A 16,872-nucleotide genomic window follows, 5' to 3' on the forward strand; every position below is an offset into this window, starting at 1 on the left:
TGCGGAATCTCAGCGGTTCCGTTCAACACGGGCTTCATTGTTCGTGCTACGCACGCAACGAATCCCTTAGCTGTTACATGCAGGCGTTTTTGTTAAGCAGTGATTAATTCCTTTTCTACTGAACTAATTTTAGTCATTATTTTTTCCAATTGAGAATTCATTTTCATGTTTCTTTCAACTTTTCGTCTTAAAATACCTTTGCAAGCTTGTGGACTTAAATAAAATTTTTCAGGTACATTATTCACTTGAACTAAATCTTTTATTTCACTTGTAATTGGAATATTAGGAATATTTGAACTATTTAGATATAATTTTTGATTTATTGAAATTATATTTTCGAGAAGAAATAAGTCAGCATTTAAATTATTAGCTGTTCTTTTTGTTGATTTGAACCAACAAATTGTTTCTTGATTTGTTTCTTGATTTGAAAAAATATTTATTTGATTACCTATCCATTTTACTACTGGAATAGCCCAAGAGTTACCAATTGCTTGAAAGCGATTAGTGTCACTATTTCCATTAATTAACGTGTAATTATCGGGAAATCCCATCAATCTTTCACATTCTAAAGGTGTTAGTCTTCTAATTCTTTCATTTTGTGAAATATATAATGAACCATTATAAGCAGCAGCATTACCATTCCATTTTGTTCCATAGGCTGCGTAAAGACAATCTGTGTACTCTCTGAAAATTTCAAACTTTATATTTTCTTTGTAAAATATATTTTCAACAATTTTTTCTTTTTTAGGAGTAGATTCACTAAATAAATTAATTAAGGTTTCGTTTGATTTATTTTGTTTGTTTATCTTCAATTCCGTTACTATATTTTTGCTGTCAAATTCAAATAAAACTTGGTCAGGACGAAAATCTTTACTTCCAGCTAATACATAAAGTCTTTTTCTTTGTTGTGGCACACCAAAATATTTAGCATCAATAACTCTCCATGCTACATTTCTACTTGGACCTTGTAAATAGCCTGATTTAGTCCATTTGTTAACTTTTATTTCATCATCAAAACCAGCAAGGCCAGCTATAAAGTTTCCAAAAGCATTAGTTTTATCATTTAGAACACCTTCAACATTTTCCCAAAGAACAATGGTTTCTTCTTTACCGTCTTCCAATCTTATTTTATCTATTGCATTTGCAATTTCGATAAATTTCATTGTCAGTTGTCCTCTTTCGTCAGCAAGTCCATTTTTCCATCCTGCTAATGAAAATGCTTGACATGGAGTTCCGCCACAAAAAAGGTCAGGAGCTTCATATTCACGATTTAGAATTGCTTTAGGAATATTAATCATATCTCCAACATTTGGAATTTCAGGAAAATGGTGTTCAAGTACTTTTGAAGGAAATTCGGCAATTTCTGAACTCCATAGTTGCTTAAAACCAAAAGGACTAAAAGCTAATTGAGATGCTTCAATACCTGAACAAACACTACCAAATGTCAATTTATTACTCATAATATTTATTTATATAATGCAAAGTTACAAAAAAATGATAACTTTAGTATGCAATTTATTTGCCTTTTTCTATCAATTCATTTAAACTCTCTCTCCATTTCTGAATATCATACCATCCACAACCTACACATCCTTTTTCAGCTTCTTTACCTATTTTTGGAATTTCTAAATCCCAATTTTCATTACCTTCATAGTAAAAGTTAACACCATAAAGTTTTCCTCTTTTTCCTGTTTGAAAACACTTTCGGCAAACTTCTCTTTTTTGTTGATTTCTTTGGTTGTCTACAAGCTGAAATTTTTCTTTAATTTCATTGTTAGGCATTTCTTCAGGATTTTCTGCTCTGGTTTCTTCATCCCATCTTATTTCAGGGAATTTATGGTCAGGTAGCAAACCGTGTTTGTTGGCTTTACTATATTCATAAACATTGATTGATTCCATTACAGAAATAGCTTTAGCTTTAAAAACAGGTGACATTACTTCATATCCTGTGACTCCTCCTTTTGGTAGTGGAACAAGCAAAATGTGAGTGTCTGTTTCATATTTATCTTTTACAATTCTTCTTGTATCAGTTGCTAAAGTGTAACCGAATTCTTTTATGTCTTGTATTCTGCGAGCCCAATTTGGATTACTTGGTAAATCATATTTTACACTTTTCCAATCAAAGTCAAGTAAGTTTTCAAAGAATTCTTTAGTAGTTTTTTTTCCTGACATTTCATCATCCCATCTCTTTTTTTCTTGAGCATGAAATTTTTCAATTTCTGCTTTAGTAAATTGAGGATAAATTTCATTTAAATAATCAACTAAATCATTGGCAGTTTCAATGAAAAGGCCTGTTCTTCTGTAGAAATATGGAATCGAACCTTTCCAGGTGTAACCATCTATTTGGACGAATGTTACATCAATATATTTTTCAGAAGCTTTTGAGTGTTCTCTAAAAGCTTCAATAATTATATACTTGTTATCAAGTAGTTGAGAAAATTCTTCAATCGTTATTTCCATTATTGCTATTTTTTAATAAGTCCTCTATTTTGACTTCTAAAGAATTAGCAATTTTTTCGATATTTATGAGGGTTATGTTTTTTTCTGCTCTCTCAATCATTCCAATATATGTTCTGTGAAGATTAGCTTTAAAGGCTAATTCCTCTTGTGAAATGTTGAGTAAGCGTCTATATTTTCTAACGTTTTCTCCGAATAAATTTAATATTTCGTTTTTAGATTCCATTGCTAATTAAAGTCTGCACAAAGCTAACTTTAGTATTCAAAACATACTACATACTATAATTAGCATCTTAATAAGAATGTTTTTTCTTAAATTGATTTTATGTGTATTTTTTGTTCGTCGCGCAACGCTTGCATATAACTTGTATATACACGCTACAAAGTAGCGCCAATCTACCCAAAATTGGATGTATATACGAATGTTTGTTTCACATTATTTTTTCAAATATAGATAATAGTCACAAACTTAGAAAAACAAAATTTGTTTCTTTATTCTGGAGTTCTTGTAGCCGCGTGAAGGATGGTAGCAGGTTACCGAAGTAACGCGGACAGCCTGACAGCATCCTGATAAGTGGGCGAATAACCGTTATGTGCGGTGCCCGCTTATTGGGATGGTGGCCCGCCCAATATAGTATCGATTCATGCTAAATGAGATTTGAAAACCTGAAATACTACTTTTAGGGATAAAAAACCTGTAATCAAGTATCGGAAGAGAATAGCGAATCGCTATTTTAATTATCATGCAATCCCGGATCAAAAAGGCTTATTTTCTTTAGAATTTATCATTTCGGACGAAATATGAATTGCATGATTCTTAGTGTTTTAGACGGTTAAAGTTGTTTTAAAATTAATTTTTGGTGAAGAATGGATGTAGGATTTAATTTTAGTAAATTGCAAGTAAATGCTCAAAAAAAACTTTGTGAAAACCATTTAAAAGAGAGGAAAAATGAAACTACATGATATCGTAACGCTAACAGTAAATCCTTCGGTAGATAAAAGCACACATTTTTCTGGACTGATTGCCGAACAGAAAATCAGGTGTAAAGATCCTTTATTTGATGCTGGCGGAGGCGGAATAAATGTTTCGAAAGCTATAGCACGCTTACGCGGAAGTTCATTAGCTGTCTTTACATCTGGCGGTTCCGTTGGCGAAATGTTAAAGGATTTGATTACTAAAGAAAAAATAGATTTTGAGGTCGTTCAAACCGAAACGGCAACAAGAGAAAATTTTATTGCCGTAGATGACAATACTAATTCACAATATCGTTTTGGATTCACAGGGGATGTTTTATCACATTCAGAAGTTAAAAAGCTTTTGGAAACTATTTCGAATTTAAAGCCAAAATTTTTAGTGGCCAGCGGAAGTTTAAATGAAGGTTTGTCATCCGATTTTTATCAGAAGGTTGCTGAAATTGGAAAAACATCAAATTCTAAAGTAATTGTTGATACTTCAGGCGAGGCTTTAAAGAAGGTTTTAGAAACTGGCGCATATCTGATTAAGCCCAATGTTGGTGAACTGGCGAAATTAGTTGGTGTAGAACGCTTAGAAACGGATGATGTAAATGAAGCTGCAAAAAGAATAATTGCTAAAGGCGGAGCTGAAATTGTTGTAGTTTCACTGGGTCCGCAGGGAGCAGTTTTGGTTACAAAAGACGAGTATGAGTTTGTACCGGCACCCAATGTTGCCAAAAAGAGTACCGTGGGAGCCGGTGATAGTATGGTTGGAGGCATGGTTTGGGCATTATCGCAGAATAAAAGCCTGAAGGAAGTTGTTCGATGGGGAGTTGCCTGTGGGTCGGCAGCAACGATGAACGAAGGGACTCAATTATTTAAATTTGAAGATGCAAACAGACTGTTTGAATGGCTAAAGGATAAATAAAGAGATTATATAAAAAATAATTTTTCCTGCTGACAAACTGTTGTCACCAGCCCTCAATAATTTTGAAGTATTAAAAAATTAAAACTTTAAATTATGAAAACATTAGAAGCGCAAGTTATTACTCCTGAAGATTTATTAAAGCACTGGCAAGGACACAGAGCTCTTACACGTCGTGTGATTGAGGCTTTTCCTGAAAAAGATTTTTTCGAATTTTCAATAGGCGGAATGCGGCCGTTTGCAAAATTAGTTGACGAATTTTTGGCAATGGGAGCTCCTGCCATGAAAGGTATTATCAATAAAGATACAGCACCCTATGCAGAAGCATCTGAAAATCTGATTTTTAAAGCACAATATCTTGAAAAATGGGACGAAGCGACTGCAGAAATTAATAAATATTGGCAGCAATTAACGATTGAAGATTTTAATGAAAGCTTTAATTTGTTTGGCCAATATAATTTTCCGGTAATTCAGAATATCATGTATTTGATAGATAACGAAATACACCATCGCGGACAAGGTTATGTGTACCTCAGAGCTTTAGGGATTGAACCCCCTTTTTTCTGGGAAAGATAAATTTACAGAAGAGTACATAAAAAACTCCTAATGTTGAAAGTGAAATTTCTTCTTAGGAGTTTTTTAATAACCGCTCTCTATTGATTTCTAGTAATTCTAAAGTTCTTTTTTTGAGTTCTTCCGGCTCTAAAATCGTTGCATAATCACCAAACATTAAAAACCAACGCGGAAAACCACTTTCTATATCGCAGGACATAAAGGTCATTTCTATTTGTCCGTCCACTTCTTTTTCAGAAACAAAACCATGATATTTTTTTTCGGTCTGCAGGTATTTTACAATTTTTTTCTGAACTGAGATTCGAACTTTTGTTTTTGGACTTGGCTGGTCTTTTTTGTTCAGAAACGTTTCGAGTGAATCATGTTCGATAGTAAATTTCAGATCTGTTTTCTTAATCCCCTGAATTCTGTCTGTTCTAAATTGGCGGTAATCTTTACGTAAATGGCAATAGCCTAAAAAGTACCAGTTGTTATTCTCATGAAAAACACCAACAGGTTCAATATTTCTATGGCTTGCTTCTTCAGCTTCTAAGGTTTTGTATAAAAGCTGAATTTGTTTTTCCTCAGCAATACTTTCAAATAAAAGAGCCAGAGTATTAGGTGAGTTATCATTAAACATGGGCTCAGAAGCCTGCATCATAATTTTTGATTCTATATTGGAAAGCCAGTCTTTGTCTGTACTTCGCAAAACCGACTTTAATTTATACATTGCCGAAGCATAATGATTTCCAAGAGATGGATCAGTAAATTTCTGCATAAGCTTTTCGGCTGCGATAAAACTGCTCACTTCTTCGCGGGTAAACATAACGGGGGGCAATCTGTAACCGTCCATTAACGCATAACCCACCCCGGCTTCACTGTAAATAGGAACTCCGGATGCTTCCAAAGTTCGAATATCCCTATAAATAGTTCGTAAACTACATTCAAAACGATCGGCTAATTCCTGTGCTTTTACAATTTTTTTGGATTGTAGCTGAATCAAGATGGCTACAATCCGGTCAAATCGTTTTGGTGTTTCGTCGAGCATTTTTTCTGAGTTACTGAGGTTCTGCGGTTCAAAGATACAAAGGTTGAAACGAACAAAAAACCCGAGAACTAAAGTTATCGGGTTATAATTTTTTTGCAGTTTGTTGAAAAAAATTTACAAAATTGCGGTTGAATTTAATGTAAAAAAATCTGAAACAAATTAAATTTTAAAATTTATAAAGCAATCCAAATTTTGGCTGGGCAAAAATGTTATTAAACAAATTGATGTTTAATTCAAAAGAATTAGACGAAGGTCCATCTTCGGGTTTAGCATTGTTATAAGTAAGGATGTCAGCCAGAACAAAGGTAGCAGCAAATTTTTTGGTGAAGAAATAATTAAGCCCAAGTGTAATATTGGCTTTAATGCCATTAGTAGTTTCGTCATATCTTCCTCCTCCAACAACATTACCTTCATCACGCGCATGGCTATAGCCTAATCCTATATCGCCAAATGCTTTAAAGCGTTTAGAATCTGCCTCAAAAAAGTAATATCTGGCAAAAACACCAATACCAAAAAAAGTAGTTTTAGAATCAGTGGCATCCGTTTTACTGCCGCCAAAATCTAAATCACCACCGACAGCAAAATTATGTGCTATCAGATAACCAAATTTGGGATTAATAGAGTATGAATTAGAATCATCGGAATCACTAAATGAAATTCCTCCTTCGATAAACATGTCACCTGTATCGAAACTCACTCCTTTCGCCGAATTCATTTCTGCCTCTGCTTCTCTCTCTTGTGCGTTTACAAATCCAAACGTCAACATTAATAAAATAATAAAGAATTTAGTTTTCATAATAATAATTTTTGGGTTTCATAAATAAAGATATAATTTTTGTGTGAGAAATTACCTCTATATTGTAATTAAGATGTTAAAAATCAGTATTTTATGTAAAAATAATTTATTTAGTAAGAATAAACCTGTAAATATTTAAAAGTATTGGTTAATGCATTGACTGATAATGTATTGTTGTTTACGTCTATTTAGCATCTTCTTTCATACCTTTTGCAATTTTATCAGATTACAATTCAATAAGATGATGGGAATTTGATAAAATCGTTTTTGGCTTTAAGCCATTTACATGAGATTTTTAATGATTGCATTTTATAATTGAAAGCTAACTACAATTTTTTCGCATCTTTACAATTATATTTTATTTCATAACCATACTTAATTCTATCATTTATAAAATGACAATTCCATTTGAACCTATCGTTTTTGGTTATGAAATTAATATTCATTTAGTTTTAGAATATTTAGCTTTCTTTTTTGGGTATCGCTACTATGTTTTTTTACGCAAAAAAAGCCATGATAAAATTGTTTCAACTAATCGGTTATCTATTATTTTAGGGGCTGCTATCGGAGCTTTTTTAGGATCTAGGATTGTAGGTTTTCTAGAAAACCCCATTTTTCCTTCAGATTTACAATCACTCTTAAATTTGTTTAATATAAAAACGATAATGGGTGGATTATTTGGTGGACTTTTGGGTGTTGAATGGGTAAAAAAGAGGATTGGGGAAAAAGAATCCTCGGGCGACTTGTTTATATTCCCCATCATTTTAGGCATTTTTATTGGTAGAATTGGCTGTTTCTTATCAGGTACAAATGAATTTACTTATGGAAAAGTCACTACTTTTTTTTTAGGAATGAATTTAGGAGATAATCTAAAGAGACATCCTCTTTCTTTGTATGAGTTAATTTTCCTGACCCTTCTATTCTTTTTTTTATGGAAAGTAAAGAACAAAGACTTAAAAAGCGGTTTGCTGTTTCAATATTTTATGATTGCTTATTTTTCTTTTCGGTTTTTGATCGAGTTTTTAAAGCCCAATAATTTCTTTTTCTTAGGATTGAGTACCATTCAGATTTTATGCTTAATTTGTCTGCTATATTATCATAAAACCATTTTAAATTTAATAAAAAATGCCTGTTAGAAAGTATACGTATTATGATTTTACTTTAAGTCTTTGTCCGGAATGCCTGAAGCGAATTGATGCTAAAATTGTTTTTGAAAATGATAATGTTTACATGCTCAAAAGATGCCCTGAGCACGGAAATTCAAAAGTGTTGATTGCAGACGATATTCCGTATTATAAAAACATCCGAAACTACAATAAGCCGTCTGAGACACCTTATACGTTCAATACTAAGACACATTATGGCTGCCCTTATGACTGCGGTTTGTGTCCGGATCATGAACAACATTCCTGTTTAACAGTAATTGAAGTTACAGACAGATGCAATTTGACCTGCCCAACTTGTTATGCCGGATCGTCTCCCTCTTATGGCAGACACAGGACTTTGGAGGAAGTGAAAATGATGTTGGACACGATAGTTTTAAATGAAAAAGAACCGGACGTTGTACAGATTAGTGGTGGAGAACCAACAGTTCATCCTCAGTTTTTTGAGATTTTAGATTATGCAAAAACGCTTCCTATTAAACATTTAATGTTGAATACAAATGGAATTAAAATTGCGAAAGACAAAGAATTTGCCAAACAACTGAAAGCGTATGCTCCGGATTTTGAAATCTATTTACAGTTTGATTCTTTTGAAAACAGTGTTTTACAGGAATTACGTGGTGCTGATTTACGTGACATACGGATGCAGGCTCTTGAAAATTTAAACGAAGTAAATTTATCGACCACATTGGTAGTGACGCTTCAAAAAGGGTTGAATGATAATGAAATAGGTAAAATAATTGACTTTGCATTAAAACAAAAATGTATTAGAGGTGTTACCTTTCAGCCTACACAAATTGCAGGAAGACTGGATAATTTTAATCCTGAAACAGACAGGATGACTTTAACTGAAGTTCGAAGGAAAATTTTTGAGCAGACTTCTATTTTTAATTCAGATGATTTGCTTCCGGTGCCTTGCAATCCTGATGCTTTGGTCATGGGATACGCCTTGAAATTAGGAGATGAGGTTTTTCCATTAACACGATATATCAATCCAAATGATTTATTAGACAATAGTAAAAACACGATTATTTACGAACAAGATGAAGTGCTTCACGGAAAAATGATTGAACTTTTCAGTACCGGGAATTCTGTAGAGGTAGCTCAGGAGAATTTAAAATCTATTTTGTGTTGTCTCCCTAATATTGATGCTCCGGATTTAAGTTATGATAATTTGTTCAGAATCATCATTATGCAATTTATTGATGCTTATAATTTTGATGTAAGAGCAATCAAAAAATCATGTGTGCATATTGTAAATAAAGACAATAAAATCATTCCGTTTGAATCCATGAATTTGTTTTACAGAGACGATAAAATAGAAAGATTAGAAGAATTAAGAAGTAAAGTGGAAAGTATATGATAGCATTAGAAGTAGGAAATTTAAATGGATTGATTCTGTTTTTTGTTTTGATAATGGTTGGTCCTCCAATTTTATTTGCTATAATCGGATTGTCAATAAAAAAAGGCAATCCAAAAGCAGCCAAAGTGTTATTTGTTTTAGCGGTAGTATATTTAATTGTGGGGCTGGGGATTTGTGGAGGTCTTATTTCATAACAAAATAAACAACAGTTTTCGTCATTGATTTTGTGTTACTTATTAAAACTATTTCCTGATGTTCTACCGGAATTTCTGTGCGAATGTTGAATTTTTTAGTTTTCATAATTATCAGGTTAATGAAAAAAATGATTTTAAGCATTAAATTTTCTGAAGATTGTAATAATCTGTTGCTAAAAAATCTTTGTTACTCTGTTGTAAAATTTACTGCTGTTATTTACTTAAATACATTTTCTTTCAAACCTAAACAAAAAACCCAACAACTTTTACGTCATTGGGTTAGTCTATATTCTTTACTCTTTGTTCTTTCTTCTAAAAAGACTAATCGTTCAATTTCAAAACAGCCATAAAAGCCTCTTGCGGAATCTCAACGTTTCCAACTTGTCTCATACGTTTTTTACCTTTTTTCTGTTTTTCGAGCAATTTACGCTTACGCGAAATATCTCCTCCGTAACATTTTGCGGTAACATCTTTACGAAGTGCTTTGATGGTTTCACGTGCAATGATTTTGGCACCGATAGCAGCCTGAATCGGAATATCAAATTGTTGTCTTGGGATTAACTCGCGTAATTTCTCGGTCATTTTTTTACCGATGTTGTAAGCGTTGTCTTCGTGAATCAGGGCAGAAAGTGCATCCACTGTCTGAGCATTCAAAAGAACATCCAGTTTTACCAGTTTCGAAGTTCTCATTCCGATTGGGGAATAATCAAAAGAAGCGTACCCTTTAGAAACCGTTTTTAAACGATCGTAAAAATCGAATACAATTTCGGCCAAAGGCATGTCAAAATTCAATTCAACACGCTCAGTTGTCAAATACGTTTGATTGGTAATTTGACCACGTTTTTCGATACACAGACTCATTACGTTTCCAACGAAGTCAGCTTTTGTAATGATGGTTGCTTTGATAAAAGGCTCTTCAACTCTGTCTAAACGAGAAGGTTCAGGCAAATCTGAAGGATTGTTAACAACGAATGGAACATCTGGTTCTTTTTTGCTGTACGCCAAATACGAAACGTTAGGGACTGTAGTAATTACCGTCATGTCGAACTCGCGCTCTAAACGCTCTTGAATAATCTCCATGTGTAACATTCCTAAGAATCCACAACGGAAACCAAATCCTAAAGCAGCAGAACTTTCGGGAGTAAAAACTAACGAAGCATCATTCAGCTGCAATTTTTCCATAGAAGAACGCAAATCTTCATAATCTTCGGTGTCAACAGGATAAATTCCGGCAAAAACCATTGGTTTTACGTCTTCAAAACCGGTAATCATATTGGTGGTTGGCGTTTTGGCATCGGTAAGTGTATCACCAACTTTTACTTCTTTCGCTTCTTTAATTCCGGAAATCAAATACCCAACGTCTCCAGTAGAAATTACATTTTTAGGAACCTGATTTAGTTTTAAAGTTCCTACTTCATCAGCAAAATATTCATTGCCCGTAGCCATGAATTTAATTTTTTGCCCTTTTCTGATTTCACCATTTACAACACGGAAAATAACTTCAATACCACGAAACGGATTGTAATGTGAATCGAAAATCAATGCCTGTAATGGTTCGTCTTTATTTCCTTTTGGAGCCGGAATTTTTTCTATAATGGCAGCCAGGATATTTTCGACACCAAAACCTGTTTTTCCAGAGGCGTGAATAATATCTTCTAATTTACATCCTAATAAATCGATAATATCATCACTAACTTCTTCAGGATTAGCACTTGGTAAATCAACTTTGTTCAAAACCGGAATAATTTCCAGGTCATTTTCTAAAGCGAGATATAAGTTTGAAATCGTTTGTGCCTGAATACTTTGTGCAGCATCCACAATCAAAAGTGCACCTTCACAGGCGGCAATAGATCGAGAAACTTCGTATGAAAAGTCAACGTGACCAGGAGTGTCAATTAGGTTCAAAATATATTCTTCTCCTTTATAAGTGTATTCCATCTGAATGGCGTGACTTTTTATGGTAATTCCACGTTCTCGTTCCAGATCCATGTTGTCAAGCAATTGTGCTTTTTCTTCACGGGCTGTAACGGTTTGCGTAGCGCCTAATAATCGGTCTGCCAATGTACTTTTACCGTGGTCAATGTGTGCAATAATGCAAAAGTTACGTATCTTCTTCATTTTATGTTGTCAATTCTCTATACGAGTTTTAAGTATTTTTTCGGGTATAAATGATGCTATAGCAATTGCTGTAGAGCATGTTATTAAGGCGCAAAGATAGCGCAAAGTTTTGGATTCTGGAATGAAGATGACTGATTGTTGGATGCCGGGATTTAAAAGAAGTTTTAAAACTCAAAATTGAACCCTTTTTCGGTGAGTTTTTTGTAAATTTCAGAATCAAATTTGTATAATTTTGCGGCTCTGTGCGAGACGTCCTGTTGTTTTTCATCTAAGGCAACCAGAAGTTTCATGTGCAGAATTTTTCTCCGGAAATTAGATTTGTCTAATTCAATTCCTAATATTTCTTCGTAAAGATGCATTAGTTGCAATAAGGTAAATTTTTCAGGCAAAAGATTAAATCCAATGGGTGCCTGACGCACTTTGTTACGAAGTTGCATTAAGCTGAAATCCATGATTTCCTTATGGTCGAAAATCAAATCAGGCAGTGCGTTAATTTTATGCCAGGTCGCTTCCATCAAGGTTAATCCGGCTTTGACCTTATAGTCTTCACGGTTTACGAGTGTATAATATCCAATGGTTACTACTCTTCTTCCGGCGACACGATTCGGATCTGTAAAAGCTTTTAACTGCTCCAGATAAATATTGTCAAGACTCGTAAGTTCATATAAAATTCGTTGAGCTGCATCATCAGAACTTTCATCTTTTTTTAACCAGCCACCAAGAAGTCCCCATTTTCCAACACTTTCTCCTTCGGCATGATGCGCCAGAAGTACTTCCAGGTTTCCTTTGTTAAATCCAAATATGACACAATCAATCGTGATTCCGTCTAAAACGGGTTTCTGAATTTCTGAAACTGTTTCGCTAATTTCACGAGTTTTTTTAGAGTGTAAAAATGCCATTTTTTGCTTTTATGAGGCTGGTTTAAAATTCAAAATTAAATCCTTTTTCAGTAAGTTTTGTATAAATTTCCGAATCAAATTTGTATAGCTTTGCTGCTCTGTGCGAAACATCTTGTTGTTTTTCATCCAATGCAGCGAGCAGTTTCATATGAAGAACTTTACGTCTGAAATTAGATTTGTCCATTTCTATTCCTAATATTTCTTCATACAAATGCATTAATTGCAACAATGTAAACTTTTCCGGTAATAGATTAAACCCAATTGGTGCCTGCCGTACTCTGTCGCGTAAATGTTTTAGACTGTAAGCCAATATTTCATTATGGTCATAAATTAAATCCGGAATTTGATTGATCTTGTACCATTTGGCATCCGATGCTGTAAAACCTGCCTGAATATTATAATCTTCTCTTTTAATTAGGGCATAATAACCAATTGTGATCACACGTCTGAGTGGAAAACGATCGGGATTTCCAAACGCTTTCAATTGCTCCAGATAAATATGATCTAACGCTGTCAGTTCATTTAATAGTCGGTGAGCGGCATCGTCTGTACTTTCTTTTTTTTTGATCCAGCCTCCCGGAAGTCCCCATTTTCCTTTGCTTATTCCTTCTGCGTGCTGAATTAAAAGAACTTCAAGGCTTCCTTTGTCAAAACCAAAAATAACACAGTCAATCGTAATGGCATTCATCACTGAAGAGCCATTCTTTACAATACTATCATCATCCAAATTGTCAACCATGTTGTTAAAATTTCAACAAATTAAATAAATAAAATAATATTACACTCGTAAATACGGATATATTTTTAATTCAGCAATTAAATATTAATAATATTTAAAAAACCATTCATTAATTTGAATTAATATTTTAAATCATTATTAATTTAATCAATAAAGTGTTGATTTATTAATAATGTTTAATATGGCGCACTCGTTAAATTTAAATAATCAATAAAAATTACATTGTTATTATCTGAATTATAAAAAATAAGCCTAATTTTTTGTTAATATAGAAAAATTACACTACACTTGTAGTCAAATTAACCATAAGATAAATACTTTTTGACTATAAGTTAATTTAAAAAAGACAAAGTGCAACTAAAATTCAGAATGATTTTTATAAAATTAAATCTGAAATTAACCAATAGATTCATTTGCATGAATAAAAATATCTTAAAAAGTTTTAGCAAAAGATTTATGTTACTCATAAATAGGGAAAAAATATTTCGCATTCGCATTTAGATTACAAACAACTAACAACAAACTTTAAACAAATTATTAATTATTATGAAAAGCAAATATTGTATTAGAACAACGATGCTCCCATTTTATATGGCACTGTTGCTAAGTATTTTTACGATGCAGTCTGGTTTTGCACAAGCGCAAAAGAAAGCGATAAGTGGAAACATAAAATCTGAAGAAGACGGAATGGGAGTTCCGGGAGCAAGTGTTATGGTTGAAGGAACAAAAGATGCAACTTCAACAGATTTTGATGGTTTTTATAAATTAAACGCTAAAGAAGGTGATGTAATTGTTATCAGTTTTATGGGATTTAAAACACAGCGGATTACTGTGGGGTCTCAATCGGTTATCAATGCTACACTACAAACTGAATCCAATGAACTTAAAGAAATTGTAGTTATCGGATATGGTACTCAAAAGAAAAAGGTAAACACAGCAGCAACATCATTAGTGTCTGGAAAAGATATTCAGCAGGTTGCGAGTCTTGATGTTGTAAATGCTCTACAAGGTCAGGCTTCAGGGGTAAATGTTACTTCATCATCAGGGCAACCCGGTGCTGGAATGGTAGTGAACATTCGTGGAGTAGGAACGGCAGGAAACAGTACACCGCTTTATGTAGTTGATGGTGTAGTGGTTGATAATGGTATTGGATACCTTGACCCTTCTGCAATAGAGAGAATTGACGTACTTAAAGATGCTTCTGCAGGATCTATTTATGGAGCCAGAGCAGCTAATGGTGTTATTTTAGTAACGACTAAAAAAGGTAAAGATGGGAAAATAAATGTATCATTTAATACTTATACGGGTTTTCAGCAAGTAGCTAAAAGACTTGATTTATTAAATACACAGGAATACACCACTATTATGAATGAATCTCGTATAAATTCTGGTCTGACACCTTTATATACAAAGGAACAGATTGCTGCATTTCCAAATCATGACTGGCAAAGTGATTTATTCAACGAGGGTGCAATAAAACAAAATCACTCGCTTACTATCAGCGGTGGCGATAAAAAATCTACAATTTCTACAGGATTGTCATATTACGGGCAAGAAGGTATGATTGGAAGTGCAACAAGTCAATCGCAATATGACCGTGTGACTTTCAATGTAAATTCAACTTCAGAAGTTATTGAAAACCACTTGAAAATTGGAGAGAATTTTTCATTCGCCAATATTAAAAGTTCTGGGATTGCAGATCAGGGAATTTATAGTAATGGTATTAGAAGTTTCTTAAACGCAGCACCAATTGATGAAGCTTATGATGCAGATGGAAATTTTGCAAAGTCAATAGTGGCGCCAGATGTTAGTAACCCGGTTGGATCATTATACTACAATAATTTTAATGAAACAAAATCAAACCGTTATGTGGGTAATATTTTTGCAGAATTAAAATTTTTAAGAAACTTTACATACAGAACTAGTTTTGGTGTTGATATGACAGACAGTAACTACCGTTCTTTCAGACCGGTTTATTCCCTGTCAACAACAGATAATAATACGGTTTCAAGTGTTACTCAAAATGCTACTAAGTCATTAGGATGGATTTTTGAAAATACGTTACAATATAAAACTACAATTGCCGGTGTACATAATTTTGATGTTTTGGCAGGTACTTCTGCCAAAAAGAATACGTCAGATTTTATGGAAGGGACAGGAAGAAACTTAACTTTTGATGATTTTGGACACGCTTACCTTAGCAATGCTACAGATCAAACATCAAATACAGTAAAAGGAAACCGTGGAGATTATGCAATTCAATCTTATTTCGGACGTTTGCTGTATGACTACAATAACAGATATTTATTTACTGCAACAATTAGAAGAGACGGTTCTTCAAACTTTGCATCTGCAAACAGGTACGGAAATTTCCCCTCAGTTTCTGCAGGGTGGAATGTTGATAAAGAAAGTTTCTTTCCTCAAAATAAAATATTAAATAATCTTAAACTTAGAGTAAGCTGGGGTCAGAATGGTAATGATCAGATTCCTGCTTTTTCTTATATGTCTACAATTAGTACTTATAATAAGAACTATCATTTTGGTACAGGAACTGAAACATTGCAAACAGGTGCAAGTCCTGACCAAGTTGCAAATCCAGGTTTAAAATGGGAAACTTCAGAGCAAACAGACTTTGGTTTTGATGCTACATTATTCAATAATTTTACTTTAACGTTTGACTATTATGATAAAAAAACAAAAGATTGGTTAGTTCTTGCTTCCATTCCTGTTTATGCAGGAGCAACAGCGCCATATATTAATGGAGGTGATATTCAAAATAAAGGTATTGAAGTTGCGTTGGCCTACCGTACTAAATTTGGAAAAGACTGGAATTTTTCTGTAAACGGAAATATTTCACACAATGAAAACAAAGTTCTTAGAGTTGCCAACAGTGAAGGAATTATTCACGGAGAAACAAACTTATTGTTTCAGGGAACAGATGAGATGAACCGTGTTGAGGTTGGACAGCCAATTGGTTATTTTTACGGATTAAAAACAGCAGGAATTTTTCAAAATGCGAGTGAAGTTGCTGCCGGTGTACAACCAAATGCACAACCTGGAGATGTTCGTTTCGTTGACTTAAATAATGACGGAAAAATTGATGCAAATGATAAAACTAAAATAGGAAATCCAAATCCTGATTTTACTTATGGTTTAAACTTTGATCTTTCTTACAAAGCATTCGATATATCTGTATATACATATGGTGTAGCAGGAAGTCAAAACGTTTTTGGAGTTCATGATCCAACACGCCCTTACACAAATAATACTACCGAAGTATTAAACAGATGGACAACAGAAGGAAGCTCAAACAAAATTCCTAGAGTTACTTATGGAGCAGATACAAACGGTAATTATACAAAGTTCTCTGATTTATATGTTCAGGATGCAGACTTTTACAGAATTAAAAGTGCTACTATTGGATGTGATTTTACAAAATTAACAAACAAGCTGAGCTTCTTTAGTAAATTCAGATTGTATGTTGCTGCCAATAACCTGTTTACATTTACTAAATATAAAGGAATGGATCCTGAAATTGGATTTGGAAATAGTAACAGAGATAGTAACGGTACTTTAACACAACCATGGGCAAGAGGAATTGATGTTGGATATTATCCACAGCCCAGAACCTATATGATGGGTCTTAATGTTAACTTTTAAATTA

Annotated in this window: 14 protein-coding genes; 6 read left to right on the top strand and 8 right to left on the bottom strand. The window is 33.5% G+C overall.

Going from position 1 to position 16,872, the window contains the following annotated elements; all coding sequences use genetic code 11:
• Positions 1 to 92: 92 nt before the first annotated feature.
• Genes ACEN2I_RS07250 through ACEN2I_RS07260 form a run of 3 tightly spaced genes read right to left on the bottom strand, consistent with a single transcriptional unit; the run spans position 93 to position 2,683 of the window.
• On the bottom strand, positions 93 to 1,460 hold the full coding sequence (locus ACEN2I_RS07250; protein ID WP_441765431.1) for a DNA cytosine methyltransferase: 1,368 nt from the start codon (positions 1,458 to 1,460) through the stop codon (positions 93 to 95).
• Between the two features lie 55 nt (positions 1,461 to 1,515).
• Positions 1,516 to 2,460, bottom strand: a complete 945-nt coding sequence (locus ACEN2I_RS07255; protein WP_441765432.1) for a hypothetical protein — start codon at positions 2,458 to 2,460, stop codon at positions 1,516 to 1,518.
• Positions 2,444 to 2,683, bottom strand: a complete 240-nt coding sequence (locus ACEN2I_RS07260) for a helix-turn-helix domain-containing protein (RefSeq protein WP_441765433.1) — start codon at positions 2,681 to 2,683, stop codon at positions 2,444 to 2,446. Before ACEN2I_RS07260 ends, ACEN2I_RS07255 begins: the two co-directional genes overlap by 17 nt.
• Before the next feature lie 723 nt (positions 2,684 to 3,406).
• On the opposite strand from ACEN2I_RS07260, the gene ACEN2I_RS07265 reads away from it, so the two are divergent.
• Together ACEN2I_RS07265 and ACEN2I_RS07270 are read left to right on the top strand one after the other, a co-directional pair.
• Positions 3,407 to 4,339 (top strand): 1-phosphofructokinase family hexose kinase, encoded by a 933-nt coding sequence (locus tag ACEN2I_RS07265; protein ID WP_441765434.1) that lies wholly within the window; start codon positions 3,407 to 3,409, stop codon positions 4,337 to 4,339.
• Between the two features lie 93 nt (positions 4,340 to 4,432).
• Positions 4,433 to 4,912, top strand: coding sequence for a DinB family protein (locus tag ACEN2I_RS07270; protein WP_441765435.1), 480 nt, complete (start codon positions 4,433 to 4,435; stop codon positions 4,910 to 4,912).
• A gap of 52 nt (positions 4,913 to 4,964) precedes the next feature.
• Here the strand turns inward: ACEN2I_RS07270 and ACEN2I_RS07275 are convergent, their stop codons facing one another.
• Both ACEN2I_RS07275 and ACEN2I_RS07280 read right to left on the bottom strand, forming a co-directional pair.
• The gene (locus ACEN2I_RS07275; RefSeq protein ID WP_441765436.1) at positions 4,965 to 5,936 is read right to left on the bottom strand and encodes a helix-turn-helix transcriptional regulator; all 972 of its coding nucleotides are present in this window, start codon (positions 5,934 to 5,936) and stop codon (positions 4,965 to 4,967) included.
• A 166-nt stretch (positions 5,937 to 6,102) separates the two neighbouring features.
• Entirely contained in the window at positions 6,103 to 6,732 is a 630-nt protein-coding gene (locus ACEN2I_RS07280) for an outer membrane beta-barrel protein (RefSeq protein ID WP_441765437.1), read from the bottom strand.
• Between the two features lie 395 nt (positions 6,733 to 7,127).
• Here ACEN2I_RS07280 and ACEN2I_RS07285 point away from each other — a divergent pair, with 395 nt between their 5' ends.
• From ACEN2I_RS07285 to ACEN2I_RS07295, 3 genes are read left to right on the top strand one after another with little or no spacing between them, the layout of a single operon-like run.
• Positions 7,128 to 7,868: a prolipoprotein diacylglyceryl transferase gene (locus tag ACEN2I_RS07285; RefSeq protein WP_441765438.1), complete on the top strand. Its 741-nt coding sequence runs from the start codon at positions 7,128 to 7,130 to the stop codon at positions 7,866 to 7,868.
• The gene (locus ACEN2I_RS07290; protein WP_441765439.1) at positions 7,858 to 9,258 is read left to right on the top strand and encodes a radical SAM protein; all 1,401 of its coding nucleotides are present in this window, start codon (positions 7,858 to 7,860) and stop codon (positions 9,256 to 9,258) included. The genes ACEN2I_RS07285 and ACEN2I_RS07290 overlap by 11 nt, the downstream gene beginning before the upstream one ends.
• On the top strand, positions 9,255 to 9,452 hold the full coding sequence (locus tag ACEN2I_RS07295) for a hypothetical protein (RefSeq protein WP_441765440.1): 198 nt from the start codon (positions 9,255 to 9,257) through the stop codon (positions 9,450 to 9,452). Before ACEN2I_RS07290 ends, ACEN2I_RS07295 begins: the two co-directional genes overlap by 4 nt.
• Before the next feature lie 321 nt (positions 9,453 to 9,773).
• Here the strand turns inward: ACEN2I_RS07295 and lepA are convergent, their stop codons facing one another.
• From lepA to ACEN2I_RS07310, 3 genes are all read right to left on the bottom strand, one after another.
• Complete coding sequence (gene lepA / locus ACEN2I_RS07300; RefSeq protein WP_441765441.1) at positions 9,774 to 11,570, bottom strand: translation elongation factor 4; 1,797 nt, start codon at positions 11,568 to 11,570, stop codon at positions 9,774 to 9,776.
• A 164-nt stretch (positions 11,571 to 11,734) separates the two neighbouring features.
• Entirely contained in the window at positions 11,735 to 12,469 is a 735-nt protein-coding gene (locus ACEN2I_RS07305) for an NUDIX hydrolase (protein ID WP_441765442.1), read from the bottom strand.
• Between the two features lie 22 nt (positions 12,470 to 12,491).
• Positions 12,492 to 13,208, bottom strand: a complete 717-nt coding sequence (locus ACEN2I_RS07310) for an NUDIX hydrolase (protein ID WP_441765443.1) — start codon at positions 13,206 to 13,208, stop codon at positions 12,492 to 12,494.
• 546 nt (positions 13,209 to 13,754) lie between these two features.
• On the opposite strand from ACEN2I_RS07310, the gene ACEN2I_RS07315 reads away from it, so the two are divergent.
• On the top strand, positions 13,755 to 16,868 hold the full coding sequence (locus ACEN2I_RS07315) for a SusC/RagA family TonB-linked outer membrane protein (RefSeq protein ID WP_441765444.1): 3,114 nt from the start codon (positions 13,755 to 13,757) through the stop codon (positions 16,866 to 16,868).
• The last annotated feature ends 4 nt before the right edge of the window (positions 16,869 to 16,872 follow it).

Origin of the sequence: Flavobacterium sp. W22_SRS_FK3 (genome assembly GCF_052113665.1) — a bacterium.
GTDB lineage: Bacteria > Bacteroidota > Bacteroidia > Flavobacteriales > Flavobacteriaceae > Flavobacterium.

Bases quoted from the DNA above. Each gene is read 5' to 3' on its own strand.
- ACEN2I_RS07285 (WP_441765438.1), top strand. From the start codon at position 7,128: ATGACAATTCCATTTGAACCTATCGTTTTTGGTTATGAAATTAATATT.
- ACEN2I_RS07295 (WP_441765440.1), top strand. From the start codon at position 9,255: ATGATAGCATTAGAAGTAGGAAATTTAAATGGATTGATTCTGTTTTTT.
- ACEN2I_RS07290 (WP_441765439.1), top strand. From the start codon at position 7,858: ATGCCTGTTAGAAAGTATACGTATTATGATTTTACTTTAAGTCTTTGT.
- ACEN2I_RS07275 (WP_441765436.1), bottom strand. From the start codon at position 5,936: ATGCTCGACGAAACACCAAAACGATTTGACCGGATTGTAGCCATCTTG.
- lepA (WP_441765441.1), bottom strand. From the start codon at position 11,570: ATGAAGAAGATACGTAACTTTTGCATTATTGCACACATTGACCACGGT.
- ACEN2I_RS07255 (WP_441765432.1), bottom strand. From the start codon at position 2,460: ATGGAAATAACGATTGAAGAATTTTCTCAACTACTTGATAACAAGTAT.
- ACEN2I_RS07315 (WP_441765444.1), top strand. From the start codon at position 13,755: ATGAAAAGCAAATATTGTATTAGAACAACGATGCTCCCATTTTATATG.
- ACEN2I_RS07305 (WP_441765442.1), bottom strand. From the start codon at position 12,469: ATGGCATTTTTACACTCTAAAAAAACTCGTGAAATTAGCGAAACAGTT.
- ACEN2I_RS07310 (WP_441765443.1), bottom strand. From the start codon at position 13,208: ATGGTTGACAATTTGGATGATGATAGTATTGTAAAGAATGGCTCTTCA.
- ACEN2I_RS07250 (WP_441765431.1), bottom strand. From the start codon at position 1,460: ATGAGTAATAAATTGACATTTGGTAGTGTTTGTTCAGGTATTGAAGCA.
- ACEN2I_RS07260 (WP_441765433.1), bottom strand. From the start codon at position 2,683: ATGGAATCTAAAAACGAAATATTAAATTTATTCGGAGAAAACGTTAGA.
- ACEN2I_RS07270 (WP_441765435.1), top strand. From the start codon at position 4,433: ATGAAAACATTAGAAGCGCAAGTTATTACTCCTGAAGATTTATTAAAG.
- ACEN2I_RS07265 (WP_441765434.1), top strand. From the start codon at position 3,407: ATGAAACTACATGATATCGTAACGCTAACAGTAAATCCTTCGGTAGAT.
- ACEN2I_RS07280 (WP_441765437.1), bottom strand. From the start codon at position 6,732: ATGAAAACTAAATTCTTTATTATTTTATTAATGTTGACGTTTGGATTT.